At 36.7% G+C, this 13,627-nt stretch carries 12 protein-coding genes and 1 tRNA gene; 7 read left to right on the forward strand and 6 right to left on the reverse strand.

The genetic code is table 11. The features are described from left to right. Window positions 1-148: 148 nt before the first annotated feature. Together EGI24_RS13550 and EGI24_RS13555 are read right to left on the reverse strand one after the other, a co-directional pair. Window positions 149-221, reverse strand: a tRNA-Thr gene (locus EGI24_RS13550). Window positions 222-394: 173 nt separating this feature from the next. Further along, window positions 395-2,419, reverse strand: a complete 2,025-nt coding sequence (locus tag EGI24_RS13555; RefSeq protein ID WP_255048975.1) for a DUF349 domain-containing protein — start codon at window positions 2,417-2,419, stop codon at window positions 395-397. A 77-nt stretch (window positions 2,420-2,496) separates the two neighbouring features. Between EGI24_RS13555 and pdxH the strand changes: the two genes are divergently transcribed. After that, window positions 2,497-3,141 carry a pyridoxamine 5'-phosphate oxidase gene (pdxH, locus tag EGI24_RS13560; protein WP_255048977.1) on the forward strand — a complete coding sequence of 215 codons (645 nt, stop codon included), beginning with the start codon at window positions 2,497-2,499 and terminating at the stop codon, window positions 3,139-3,141. Window positions 3,142-3,184: 43 nt separating this feature from the next. Here the strand turns inward: pdxH and EGI24_RS13565 are convergent, their stop codons facing one another. After that, entirely contained in the window at window positions 3,185-4,858 is a 1,674-nt protein-coding gene (locus EGI24_RS13565) for an OstA-like protein (protein ID WP_255048978.1), read from the reverse strand. Window positions 4,859-5,009: 151 nt separating this feature from the next. On the opposite strand from EGI24_RS13565, the gene tilS reads away from it, so the two are divergent. The 6 genes from tilS to EGI24_RS13595 all read left to right on the forward strand — a co-directional run bounded on the left by tilS (window position 5,010) and on the right by EGI24_RS13595 (window position 12,254). After that, window positions 5,010-6,326, forward strand: coding sequence for a tRNA lysidine(34) synthetase TilS (gene tilS / locus EGI24_RS13570; RefSeq protein ID WP_255048979.1), 1,317 nt, complete (start codon window positions 5,010-5,012; stop codon window positions 6,324-6,326). A gap of 131 nt (window positions 6,327-6,457) precedes the next feature. After that, a complete protein-coding gene (locus tag EGI24_RS13575) occupies window positions 6,458-8,785 on the forward strand; it encodes an OmpA family protein (protein ID WP_255048981.1) in 2,328 nt (775 codons plus the stop codon). A gap of 376 nt (window positions 8,786-9,161) precedes the next feature. After that, the gene (gene recN, locus EGI24_RS13580; RefSeq protein WP_255048982.1) at window positions 9,162-10,820 is read left to right on the forward strand and encodes a DNA repair protein RecN; all 1,659 of its coding nucleotides are present in this window, start codon (window positions 9,162-9,164) and stop codon (window positions 10,818-10,820) included. A gap of 7 nt (window positions 10,821-10,827) precedes the next feature. Then, window positions 10,828-11,238 (forward strand): hypothetical protein, encoded by a 411-nt coding sequence (locus EGI24_RS13585; protein WP_255048983.1) that lies wholly within the window; start codon window positions 10,828-10,830, stop codon window positions 11,236-11,238. A gap of 4 nt (window positions 11,239-11,242) precedes the next feature. Next, complete coding sequence (locus EGI24_RS13590; RefSeq protein WP_255048984.1) at window positions 11,243-11,866, forward strand: SCO family protein; 624 nt, start codon at window positions 11,243-11,245, stop codon at window positions 11,864-11,866. A 7-nt stretch (window positions 11,867-11,873) separates the two neighbouring features. After that, window positions 11,874-12,254: a cytochrome c gene (locus tag EGI24_RS13595; protein ID WP_255048985.1), complete on the forward strand. Its 381-nt coding sequence runs from the start codon at window positions 11,874-11,876 to the stop codon at window positions 12,252-12,254. Between the two features lie 51 nt (window positions 12,255-12,305). Here the strand turns inward: EGI24_RS13595 and EGI24_RS13600 are convergent, their stop codons facing one another. The 3 genes from EGI24_RS13600 to EGI24_RS13610 form a co-directional block, all read right to left on the reverse strand. Next, window positions 12,306-12,563: a Txe/YoeB family addiction module toxin gene (locus tag EGI24_RS13600; RefSeq protein ID WP_255048986.1), complete on the reverse strand. Its 258-nt coding sequence runs from the start codon at window positions 12,561-12,563 to the stop codon at window positions 12,306-12,308. Continuing rightward, window positions 12,560-12,814, reverse strand: a complete 255-nt coding sequence (locus EGI24_RS13605) for a type II toxin-antitoxin system Phd/YefM family antitoxin (RefSeq protein WP_255048987.1) — start codon at window positions 12,812-12,814, stop codon at window positions 12,560-12,562. Before EGI24_RS13605 ends, EGI24_RS13600 begins: the two co-directional genes overlap by 4 nt. Before the next feature lie 187 nt (window positions 12,815-13,001). Continuing rightward, window positions 13,002-13,448 (reverse strand): DsrE family protein, encoded by a 447-nt coding sequence (locus EGI24_RS13610; protein ID WP_255048989.1) that lies wholly within the window; start codon window positions 13,446-13,448, stop codon window positions 13,002-13,004. Between the last annotated feature and the right edge of the window lie 179 nt (window positions 13,449-13,627).

The following is a 13,627-nucleotide window of genomic DNA, read 5'->3' on the forward strand; positions in this document are numbered from 1 at the left end:
AAAAAATAGGTTTGGTCAATTAGTAGTAGGTTAGAAACTCTTTGAAAGGAAGTTTAGAATGGTTTCAGAGGAGATATGTTTTGTACATTGTTTTGCACTTGGCAATAAAAAAGGAGTTACATTTTACTGTAACTCCTTAATAATCAAGAGCCTCTTATCGGGATCGAACCAATGACCTACTGATTACAAATCAGTTGCTCTACCAGCTGAGCTAAAGAGGCCTATATTTTAATTAATTTTTGCATCTATTTTGAATGCCGTTCCTTAATTGTGGTGCAAAACTATATCCAAAAAGTACACCACGCAAATATTTTTTATCTTTTTTTTGAAAAAAAACCTAATTGTTTGATAATCAAAACTTTCGTTTTTTCTTAAACAATTAGGTTTTCTAATATTAGTTGGCTGCGTTGATAAGTTTGATTTTATCTTGCAAATCCTTCAATTCTTTTTCTGCCTTCACTACCTTCTGCATGTACTCAGCTTTGAGTTTTTCAGCATTTTTAGAATGACCAAAGAATTCAATATTGTTTCTTGTTAGCGTAATTTCTTCCTCAAGGGTCTTCATTTTACGTCTAATTTCGTTTTCTTGTTTATCAAGGTTCTTGGTGCTTCCGCCTGTTTTTAGAACCACCTCGGCCTCGTTTTGGAGCATGAGCTTATCTTTTTCAGATTTGTCTAAGCCCGAAGACGTCTTCACGAAATTGTTGATGGCCTTTATAAACCTTGCCTGAATGTTTTGCATATCTTTCCGAGGCACAAAACCTATTGCAGCAAACGATTTCTTGTAATCGCTTAATTTCGACAAGTCTGAAGTACCTGCTTCAGCCATTTTTTCAATTTCTTCACAAATAGCAATTTTCTTAGCTAAATTCGCATCAAACTCTGCATCTTGCGACTTAGTTTCGGTACGCTTTAGATCAAAATATTGATCACAGGTAGCTTTGAATTTATTGTAAAGCGTATCCTTGTATTTTTCAGGAACATGCCCAATTGTTTTCCACTTTTTCTGTAAATCAATAATTTTGTTGGTATTAGGAGCAGAGTGGTCACCAGAGGCGAGTATCTCTTCTGCGGCTATACAAAGCTCTTCCTTTGCCTTGTAATTGGCCTCACGTTTGGCTTCTAATTTGGCAAAGAAATCGCTTTTGTTTTTGAAGAACTGCTTTAAAGCATGCCAAAATTCTTTACTTACTTCCTTGCCTTTATCGCGGGGCATAGAGCCTTTTATTGCGTTCCACTGGTCTTGGATTTCCATTACCTCCTTAGACTTGGCATTCCATTCATTGATGCTATCACTTTGGAATTCCAAATAAGGTTTTAGATTTAGGAATAACTGGTTTTTGGCGTTGAAAATGTCCTCATTTAAAGCACTATTCTCTTTGGCCAATTCACGTTTTTTCTCATAAATAACATCAAAAGCAGCTTTAAGTCGTGCCCAAAGAGCTTCTTGTTCTTCTCTTGGTCCAGGACCTATTTGTTTGTATTCTAATAGTAATTCGTTGGCTTTTTTGAGAACGATGTTGGTCAGTGGACTTTCCTTCAGCGTATCTGCAATGGCCTCTATTTTTATAACTACCCCTTCTTTGTTGATTACATTCTTCTTTCTGTCGAGGTCTTTTAGTTCGTTTTGAATGCTTCTGATATCAAAATACCTATCAACCAAAGCATTATATGCAGACCATAGCGTACCGTTATGTACCGAATTGATGTTTCCTGCATTTTTCCACTCGGTTTGAAGTTTTTTAAATGCTTCCCAATTGTTTTTTGATTCGCCCTTTTCTTCTGTCTCAACAATTTCTCTTAGGCTTTGCAATAAACGGGTTTTAACCTCAAAATAGTCCTCTCTTTCTCTTTCAAGTTTTTGATAGAAATTAAGTCTTTTTTCACGAATTTGAACCAGGATTCCTTCAAACCTTATAGAATAGTTATCGTTTTTGAATTCAAAACCTTCATCTGTCCCGTTCTGCTCTTTGAAAGCTTGGCGTGCTTCAGATTTTTCTTTTTGAGCTAAATCATCAAAAACTCCTCTGATAACTTTAAGCACATTGTCGATGTTTTTTACATCGGCAGCACTCAAGCTTCTAGATTTCATGGCATCTAGCATTTTGTCTGCCAAATCCACGTATTCTTTTTTGGTGTAATTTGTGAAGTCGTTATCAAAACTGGGCATAGATGATGGCTCATCTAGTTCCTCAATTTCCTCAATATCAGTGCTTTTTGCAAGCACATCTGTGTTTGTGACTTCAATCATTTTTTCTTCTGCCAGAATTTCAGAACTTTGAGGTGTTTCTGAGTTATCAACGGCTTCTGTTTTTTCCACGGGAGTTTCATCTGAAATTAATTCAGTGTTTTCCGAAACTAAATTTTCGGCATTGATGTCATCAATGTTGTTGGTCGGTTCGATACTTGGTTCAATCATCAAAATTCGTTGGTAATCTTAAATAGGTCACAAATTTAATAAATATACGTAACAAACATAAAAAAGGTTAATAAATCATGGATAAAACTACTTTAGCCAATCTTAGAAACAACTACACATTAAACGAACTTTTAGAAAATAATGTTTCCAAAAATCCTATTATTCAATTTTCAGTTTGGTTTAAGGATGCCATAAATGCCGAATTGGTTGAAGCGAATGCAATGGTTTTGTCCACCATTAAAGATTCAAAACCTTCGGCAAGAGTGGTGCTTTTGAAAGGGTTTGATGAAAACGGTTTTGTGTTTTTTACGAATTATACCAGCCACAAGGGTCAGGAATTGTCAGGAAATAACGCAGCTTGTTTAACGTTTTTTTGGGATAAATTGGAAAGGCAAGTGCGTTTAGAAGGTCTGATGGAAAAGGTATCCTCCGAAGACTCTGATGCGTATTTTTGGTCAAGGCCGAGAGAAAGTCAAATTGGTGCATGGGTGAGTGATCAAAGCACAGTAATAAAAGGAAGAGAAATATTAGATGAAAAGCTGGCGTTTTATCAGCAGAAATTTGAGAATGAGGTGGTTATCCCACGTCCGCAACATTGGGGTGGTTATGTATTAAAGCCACAAACTATGGAGTTTTGGCAAGGAAGACCTAACAGACTTCATGACAGATTGTTATACACACACGAAAATGATAACTGGAAAATTGAAAGACTAAGTCCTTGATAAATAGTATATTGAAGTGAAAATGTATATCAAATTGGTAATTTTACATAATAACCAGTTTTGAGTTTCTTAGTAAGTTTCCAAATTTCTTGGCGTTAATAGATTCTTTAGTAGGCTTTTTGTTGGTTTTCCATTCAAATCTGTCCAGTTTCATGTCTTCTGTAGCTATTTCTTTGGGTGGAATCAAAGTAGACTCTGGTTTGCCTCTAAAAACAATACTTTTAATTTTTTTGGTCTTAAAGTAAAACTGCATGCTTGAGCATTGAACCGTATTAAGACCAATTATTTTGTTTTTTTCGTCTAAGGCAAAATATTTAGATTCACCGTTGCCTTCCACTTTGATGGTTTGCAATACAGATTGGTTGTCAAAAACAGCATCTATTTTTCGACCTTTTATTTGGTTGAAATTTCTAATGGTATCTACTTGCACCACAAAGCTATTTTGGAGTAGCTCCATCAGTTTCAATCGGTTATTTTTCAGTGTAATTACTATGGTGTCTGCTTCTAGCTGATTTTCTTGATTCCAAATGACGGGTTTTGTATAAAAATGTATGATTGAGTCTTTGAGGTTATAGACCAAAGAATCGCTAAGGCTTTGAAAGTCAGTTCTGTAAACTTCCACTTTTCCGTCGGCTATTATTTTTTCAATATCTTTACTGGTGGGAGTTTTGTTTATAGTGCTATCAGTTTGAGAAGATTCACGCTCAGTTTTTTGTAATTCTTTCAACTTTGCTTGTTTCTCAATCAATACTTGGCTTTTTGCATTGGTACTATCACTTCCAGCAATATTTTTCAATATTTTACTGCTATCTATCGGTGTGTTTTTGGGTTTTTCGAAAACCCAAAGTGTATCCGAAGCTATCAATAGTGTATCTTTTATGGAAACCCTTTGACTTATGGTATTGCCGATAATTTTGGTAAGACCTTTGTCTCCAAATCGCAGCCCTTTTTCCCCAACCACTACCAAGCTGTCTTTGAATGAAACAAAGACCACATTTCCGTCCGCATTACCTGAGCCTTTGGTGTTGTCAAATTGCAAAGTATCGCCTTCTAAGGAATAATCTGTATTGGTCACTTTGGCCCTTCCTTGAAAAGCCGAAACTTTGGTTTTTATGTTGTATCTACCCTTATAGGCCGAAATGTCCCCATTTTTACTTTTTATAGTAGTGAAGGTTTTAAATATGGCTTGCTTGGTGTTGGTATCGTAATCGAGTGAATCAGTGCATAGAGTATAACTCGGATTAAGGATTTCTACGTCGCCATTGAATCTAAAATACTTGGTTTTGGTATTGTAATATCCTTCTTTGCTGCTCAGTTTACTAGAGTCTTGATTCAGAACGCCTGGAACAGGATAATAGGCTTGGTCGCGGTTAAGGTCATAAAACATCTTGGTGGTGCGAAGCGTAACCTTTTTGTCTCTTAAAATTACCTGTTTGCCATACACTTTCGCAAACCTCAGGTTACCATCATACAAAAGCGTATCACCCACAATAGTAAGTGTATCTCCTTGATTGATAACAATTTTACCGTAGGCTTCAATGAAATTGGAAGACTGATTATGAATTGCTTTTTGGCAGCCTAGCTTAACACCTCTGTGGATAAAAATAACATTTCCCAAAAAGGTTTGCGTTCTGCTCAGGCTATTGTCTCCCACCAAACTATCGGCTCTCACCAATTCTATCATACTTTTTGGGCCGTTATCTATGATAGGATTCAATGGTTTTTGCCCCCAGGCACATATAGAATTCAGAAAAATCAAAGCCCAAAAAACGGAAATTAAATTGGTCCTACTTTTCAAAGAATAAAAGGTTTTGCGATTCATAAAGCAAAATTAACGTATTTTTGTTAATGATTATTCGCAATAATTGATGCTGAAGGACTTTTTAGAGTTTATTAACACAAATCAGCTTTGTAAGGCCACAGATAAAGTCTTGGTTGCTGCTAGTGGTGGAAAAGATTCCATGGCACTTTTAAATCTTTTTGTTGAAGGCCAATTCAATATTTCTGTTGCACATTATAATTTCGGATTACGAGGCTTAGATTCTGATGAAGACGAAAATTTTGTAAAAGAGTTTTGTGAGAAAAATCGGATTCCTTTTTACATTACCAAATCAGATACCAAAAAAATAGCGAAAGAATGGGGAGTTTCTACGCAAATGGCGGCTAGACAACTTAGGTATACTTGGTTTAATGAATTAATAGTATCGGAAGATTTTGACTGGTTAGCTACTGCTCATAATTTGGATGATAAAATCGAAACCCTTTATCTGAACCTCACGAAAGGAACTGGCCCAAGGGGATTGAAGTCCATTCCACTAAAAAAAGATAAAATCATTAGGCCTTTGATGTTTGCTGAAGTCGCTGAAATTTTGTCTTATCTGGCAGCAAAAAATATTTCGTGGAGAGAAGACGTATCAAACCAAACTGTTGATTATCAAAGGAATAAAATCAGGCATCAGGTCATTCCTAAGCTAAAAGAAATCAATCCAGGCCTTGCAAATACCGCTCAGGTAAATTTTAGCAGGATAAATGATCTAAATGCGATTTTTGATGAAAAATTAGAACTTTTTAAGCAATCCATTGATTTTGGGGAAATTATTAAAATTCCGTTTTTAGAATGGCAAAGTACCCCTGGGTTTACTTTGATGATTGAAGAATTTTTAAAGCCTTATGGGTTTAATTATCAAGAGGTTACTGATTTGTTGAATGTTACAATTTCGGGTAAAATAATAAAATCTAACACCCATGAGATTGTGACAGGAAGAACTGACTGGTTTTTAAAGAAGAAATGGGAATATACTGAAGAAACCAATTTTCATTTTAAAGAACCCGGACTGTATGAAATTGGTACACAATCCATCGTATTAAAGGTCACCACCGATTTTCCAAGCATCATGGATATTCGAAAAAGTGAGCATGCTTTTTTTGATTTTGATGCCATAAAATGGCCTTTGACGTTAAGGAATTGGAAACACGGAGATAAGTTTCAACCATTTGGAATGAAAGGCAACAAGATGGTTTCTGACTTTTTGATAGATAGCAAAATCGATAGCCCACAAAAGAATATTCAAAAAGTACTCTGCGATAGTCAGGATATCCTATGGTTGGTAGGTTTGCGTACCGACGACCGATTTAAACTCCATTCTGCTACAACCAAAATCTTGAAGGTGAGTTTTTTCAAATAATTAATCTTTTGATTTTCAGTATTTTACTATTGAAGCCAGCCAAAGGGTTTGTTTTTGGCATGCCGTTTGATAAATCTATAGGAAACGAAAGTTTTTTAAGCATTTCCTATAAAAATTAAACGATCAATTAGATGTTTCCTATAAAAAAAGTACAAATACTGTTAGGTTTTGTATGGTGCCTTACCAGCTTTCTTACACAAGCTCAATCTAATAAACTTAGAGCCGCAAATTCTGAGTTCGACAAAATGTCGTATGCACAAGCAGTAAGAAACTACGAGTCCTTTTTGGGAAATGGAAGGCATGAAAAAGAGCAACTTAAAGAGGCCTTAACAAAATTAGCTTTTAGCTACAGAAAACTTCAAGACAGTAAAAACGCTGAAAGAGTTTACCGAGATTTATTCAATAATTTTGATGCATCATTAGACAGTGATCAAATCTTGTATTACGCCCAAGCTCTTGCCAACAATGGGAAATACCGTGAATCTCAGAAAATGTATAGCAGATATGGGGAACAACAAAAGGAGGATTTGAGAGGCCGAAAATTTACGGTGGCTTATATGGACAACGCTACCTTTTACAAAGATTCATCGCTATATGATGTTGATTTTGTGTATCCACTCAATACAAGATATTCAGATTTTAGCCCGATGTTTTATGAAAATGGATTGGTGTTTGTATCTGCCAGAAACGAAGGCTCAGGAATAAAGAGAGTTTTTAACCAAAACGAAACCCCTTTTCTCGACTTATTTTTATTTTCAGACACCATGTCGCTCAGAAAAGAAACCCACAAGACGTTTGAAACAATTCAAGCGAGTTTGGGCTCAAGTGGAAAATCAGCAAAACCAAATAAAACGCAAGAGAACGACAGTTTTGATGATATTGAAGAACCTGAAATTGATGAATTTAGCAAATCCATTAATTCTAAATATCACGAAGGTCCAGTTACATTTTTCAAAGATTACAAGAAAATAGTCTTTACGAGAAACAACTATAACAAAGGAAAAGCAAAGAAAAGTGAGAAAGGGATAAATATGCTAAAACTTTTTATTGCTACTAAAAAAGGTAACAAATGGACAGATATAAAAGAGTTACCCTTCAACTCTAACGAATACTCAACTGGCCATCCTGCACTATCTCCAGACAACCGCAAAATGTATTTTGTTTCGGATATGCCCGGTGGCTTTGGAGGAACAGATATTTATGTAGTGGATTATCGCGAAGGAAACTGGGGTGCACCCATAAACTTGGGAAGAGAGGTCAATACCGAGGGCAATGAGATGTTTCCTTTTGTGGACGAAATCGGCAATTTCTATTTTGCTTCGGATGGTCATGCGGGTTTGGGCGGTTTAGATTTGTTTTATTTAGAATTTCGTAACGGCGTTCCTTTCGGTGAGGTTGAAAATTTAGGAGCTCCTATTAATTCTACAAAAGACGATTTCGGATTTATTACTGACGGGAATCGCTCTAGGGGATATTTTAGTTCAAACCGAAGAAAAGGATATGCGGACGACAACATATATGCTTTCACCAAAGGTTGCAATGCATTAAATATCCTGGTTTATGACAGTCAAACCAACCTTCCATTGGCCAATACTGAACTCAGAATGGTGAAAAACGGAGTGAACAAACAAGGATATATTACAAATTCACTCGGGGAGGCCTCACTCTGCCTCGAAAGCGGAGCTGATTTCGAATTTAAAGCATTTAAAGAAGGATATGATGTGGGCACAATTACCTATGGCACTATGTCGCAGTCTCTTTCTAAACAACAGCACCTTAAAATCTATTTGGAGCCAGCCAGACGTCCTTTGGTGAAAGGCAGAATAGTTTCAGAGGTAGACCAAATGCCGATAGCAGGAGCCACTGTAACACTTGAAAACGAACGAGATGGGAGTGTGGCGATGGTAATTACAGGCGTGGATGGCAGATATGCATTTCAACCTGATCGAGATGGCAGATATTCTGTGTCGGCAGTTAAAGATAATTATGCGACAAACACTGAAAATATTGGGAAAATTAAAAATTCTAAGAAAAATTATTCAGTAGAAAGAAACTTTGGCATGATTGGTGAAGGTGATATATTTAGATTAGATAATATCTATTATGATTTAGATAAATCTGAGATAAGGGCTGACGCCAAAAAGGAATTAGAAAGCAAAGTGATTCCAGTTTTGAAAAAGTATCCTGACTTACAGATTGAATTGAGATCACATACAGATAGCAGAGCAAGTGAAGAGTACAATCAGAGACTCTCAGCAGCAAGAGCAAGGTCAGTAGCTGATTATCTAGTTTCAAGAGGCATAAGTTCTGATAGATTGGTGGCGAGTGGATATGGAGAAAGTGAATTGGTAAACGAATGTGATGATTCGGCCAAATGTGAGGAGAATGCTCACCAAGCCAACAGAAGAACGGAGTTTAAAATATTAGCAGTCAAAGAGTATTTGGGTGCTAGAAAATAGGAAAGATATAGATATTTTTTTTCATAGTTTAGGGTTAAGGTTTATTGCGAAAAGCATTGCCGAATTGAGCAATGCTTTTTTTTCCAAACGCTAAAAAGATAAAAAAAATAAAAATATAAAAATTGGCTATTGAGCTTCGGTACTCACTACCCAGAACTCAGTACTAATTAAAGATATACCGAGAGGTAGTTTTTTTTCATAGTTTAAGGTTAAGGTTTATTGCAAAAAGCATCGTCATATTGAGCGATGCTTTTTTTGTTTTTATCCTAATTGAAAGATTATTTATTTGATTTGGCTGATCATTTTATTTCTTTATGGTTTGCTCTTTGCTTCCTACCGTTTCTATCTTTAATTTTGCTAAAATCATTTTATCTTAATGCTTACAAGTCTTCTCATAAAGAATTATGCTCTCATCAAGCATTTGGAAATCCAGCCTCAATCTGGCCTGAATATTATTACAGGTGAAACAGGAGCTGGAAAATCCATCATGTTGGGAGCCATGGGTCTTTTGATGGGAAACAGAGCCGACACTAAAGCATTGTTTGATGAAAACGAGAAATGTGTCGTGGAAGGTAATTTTGATATCTCAAAACTTGATCTGCAAGCTTTTTTTGAGGACTTGGAACTTGATTACGAGCCTGCATGCCTTATCCGCCGTGAAATTTCTCCCAATGGCAAGTCGCGAGCTTTTGTCAATGATACCCCCGTTACCTTAGATGTTTTGAAGACTTTAGGTGTGTATCTGATGGATATTCACTCACAGCACGATACCCTTTTACTCAATACCAATGCTTATCAGCTGGCCTTGGTCGATGCTTTTGCTGGAAATCAAGCTCTTTCAGAAAATTATCTAGTTTCTTACAAGGCCTTCAAGTCTGCCGAAAAGGCTTTGACAGCATTACAAAGCGATGCGGATAGTCTTAAAAAGGAATTTGATTATAACAAATTTCTTCTGGATGAATTGATTGTGGCCAAGTTGATAGGAGAGGAGCAAGCCGAGTTGGAGGATGAATTGATGATTTTGGAAAACGCAGAAGAGGTAAAACGAAAACTCGGTTTTGCCTATGAATATCTCAACAATGCGGACCTTTCGGTGCTGGGTTTACTTAAAGACGCTAATGTGGCCTTGGGAAGTATCAGCGGAATTTCTGAGAAATATGCGGCTTTAAAAGAGCGTGTAAACAGCAGTTTGATAGAACTTCAAGACATTTCCAACGAAATAGAGTCAGAGGATTCTAAGGTTGAAACCGACGATGAAAAAGTCGTTTTTTTGAGAGATAGACTGAATGCTATTTTTCGTTTGCAACAAAAACATGCGGTGAAAAGTATCACTGAACTCATCGAAATCAGAGAAGATTTGCAGCAAAAGGTGAGCAAAGTAGTCAATCTTGGAGAAGAACTGGAGGTTTTACAAAAAAACAAAGAAAAGCTTTTTGCTGAAACCCAAAAACACGCTGCGGCCCTTTCCGAAAGGAGAAAGAAAGTGATTCAGCCATTGGTGGACAAAATCCAAGGCTTATTGGCTGAGCTCGGAATGCCTGATGCGAGATTGCTGATTGGTACAAAAGAAAAGGCTTTTGCATCCGATGGTATTGACGATTTGCTCTTTGAATTCTCGGCCAACAAAGGCTCAACTCCAAAACCGCTTAAAGATGTGGCCTCAGGAGGAGAGTTTTCGAGGGTGATGTTGAGTCTGAAGTATGTCCTTGCAGAGAAGAAATCCTTGCCAACCATCATTTTTGATGAAATTGATACGGGTATATCAGGTGAAGTGGCGATAAAAGTGGGTAAAATGCTCACTGAAATGTCATCTAAACTTCAAGTAATTGCCATTACCCACTTGCACCAAATTGCTGGAAAAGGACAAACGCACTTTTATGTGTACAAAGACAATTCCGATACCAAAACGGTGAGTTTGATGCGAAAACTTGAGGCCGATGAGCGAATAATAGAGGTGGCCAAAATGATTGGCGGGCAGAATCCTTCTGAAAGTGCCATCAGAAGTGCTATAGAAATGTTAGAAAACAATAACTAAAAACAATATGAAATTCTCAAATTTGATTTTTACTCTTTTGCTCGGCTTCACAATGGCCTGCAACAACAAAATAGATGGCGAAATAGAAAAACTCAATACGGTTTTGATGAAAGGCCACGATGAAGTTATGCCCAAAACCATGGCCATAGCTGACGTCAAAAAAGATTTGATGGCCGCTTCTGAAAAAGCATCTGAGGCCGATAAAGCTGTGGCACTTAAACTTTCAACCGACCTACAAAAAGCCGAAGACGATATGTATGAATGGATGAAAAACTTCGGAGTAGCCATGAACGATGTGAAAGATAAGAACGAAAAACTTAAACTTTACACCGAGCTGGAGGTTGAAGTTAATAAGCTCACCACCGACACTGAATCTGCCATAGCAGCTGCCAAAAAGTTCACAGAAGAACACAAATAAGACCATGAAAGCTCTTTCAAGTATTTTTATACTAACATTTATTTCATTCGCCATATGGAGTTGTGGAGACGCTAACCGTAAGTTACCCTTCATTGGTCAACACGATGTCAATGAAAAAGGTGACTCGGTTTATCACGCCATTCCTGATTTCAAATTTGTCAATCAAGATGGAGATACCCTCACCCAAGAGGCTTTTAAAGGCAAAATATATATTGCAGATTTCTTTTTTACGTCATGCCCGACCATTTGTCCGGTAATGAAAACCCAAATGCTCAGAATCTACGAGAAATTTAAGGACAATCCTGAATTGGGTATTTTGTCACACACCATTGACCCGCGTCACGACTCAGTGGCGGTATTGAAGGCCTACAAAGAGAAACTAGGCGTAAACACCAACCAATGGCAGTTTGTAACGGGAGAGCAGGAGAAAATCTACGAAATAGCCCAGAAATCGTACATGGTATCGGCCATGGAAGACAAAGAGGCCGTAGATGAAGGCGGATTTGTACACAGCGGAGCATTTGTGTTGGTCGATAAAAACAGAAACATAAGAGGAGTTTATGATGGTACCAAAGAAAAAGAGGTCAATAGACTCATCAAAGATATTGAGCTTTTGCTTCAGAAATAGTTTAATCTTGTTTTGCCTTTTCGCTACGGCTTGTTCCAGCGACGAGGAGGTAAAATACGAACAGTATGTAATATCAGGAGCAGAAATCTACAAGAAAAACTGCTCCAACTGCCACGGCCTAGACGGCTCGGGCCTCAGAAATCTTTATCCACCCATTAAAGGCTCCAATTATCTACAAGACAAAAACAAGCTGGTCTGCATCATCAAAAATGGACTCGAAGGCCCCATAAACGTTGCTGGAAAAACCTACAACCAAAAAATGCCCGCCGCCAAAGGCCTTTATGACCTCGACATTGCCCAATTGATTACTTTTCTAAATAATAAGTGGGGGAGTAGTCCCAAATCGATTGTGGAGGCGGATTTAGTTGCTAGGGTGGGGTGTGAGTGATTTTTTATGTCTATTGGAACAGTAAGCATATTGTGAATCCAAGAAAAAGCATCAATCATAATGAAATCTACATTTTAATATATGGATTTCACCCTCTTCATATTTGTAAATTAATCGATGTTCGTCATCAATTCTGCGAGACCAAAATCCAGCATATTTGTGTTTTAACGGCTCAGGTTTACCGATTCCATCAAAGGGATTTCTTGCAATATCTTTCAGCAGTTCATTGATTCTTTTGAATTTCTTTTTGTCTATATTTTGCCAATAGACATAATCTTCCCAAGATTCATCCACGAAAATATATTTCATACCTCCACCAAGTCTTTTGAAAATGATTGGCCTTTTCTGAATTTCTCTATGGCAGAGTCTAATCTCCTTTCATTTTTTCGGGAAGATAATTCATGATTGGTAGCCATCAACGAATTGTATTCATCTAAAGACATCACCACGATGCCTTCGTCTTTACCACGGTTAATGATTAAAGTTTCAAAATTCTGAACTACTTTGTCCAGATATGACTTAATATCTTTTCTAAAGTCAGAAATATTTGTTGTTATCATCTTTTTGTACCAATATTTGTACGAATTTATGTACAAATATTGAAAAACCCAAGTATTGTTATTAGAGAAACTAAAAGATTCTCAACGATACTTCCCAATTTAGTTTCTGGATGATGAAATTCTTATTAACTCAATAATTTTTCTTTTTTCGGATGCTTAATTCAATCCAATTTTGAATTGCACTCTTCTATAAGCTAATAACCTTATAACCATTCTCTTGTAAACCAAACATATAAACAAAACCGCTTGAGGTGGTTTCGATATACGGATGAAGATCAGATTTGGTTACGTTCAATGCTTTCATGGCATTCTGACAAATTACTATTTGGACACCAGCAGTTTTGCAATCTTCTACCAAGGCTAACAATTGTGCATCAGTCGTGATTTCCTTTACTACCATGCCTATCAATACAATTTGAAACTGAAGATCAGGATTTCCTTTTCGCATTCGGAGGCCGGTTCTAACTGACCCTTCAAAGTGTTTATAATTGCCAGCTAAAATGGCATATTTCCCATTGGCTTTTATAGAATTTTCAATTTGCTTTATTGCTTCGGTAGTCTGAGCAGCAGCTTTTTGACTTCCTAAAAATAAAATTATAAAAACCAAAGGGAGTACTATCTGCTTTTTTTTCATCTTCTTTTACTAATTTTTGATTTCTATATTTAATTGATTCAGAATCCAAAATAGGAAAACTAATTTACAATGCATAGAAATTTTCCTTTTGAAAAAATAACTTTTGTAACTATTGTTAGGTTGAATTCTCCCAAAACGTTTTGAAAAAAGGCATTTTGGTTGATTTTTTATTATTGATT

Source organism: Lacihabitans sp. CS3-21, assembly GCF_024343675.1.
In the GTDB taxonomy this organism is placed as follows: domain Bacteria; phylum Bacteroidota; class Bacteroidia; order Cytophagales; family Spirosomataceae; genus Leadbetterella.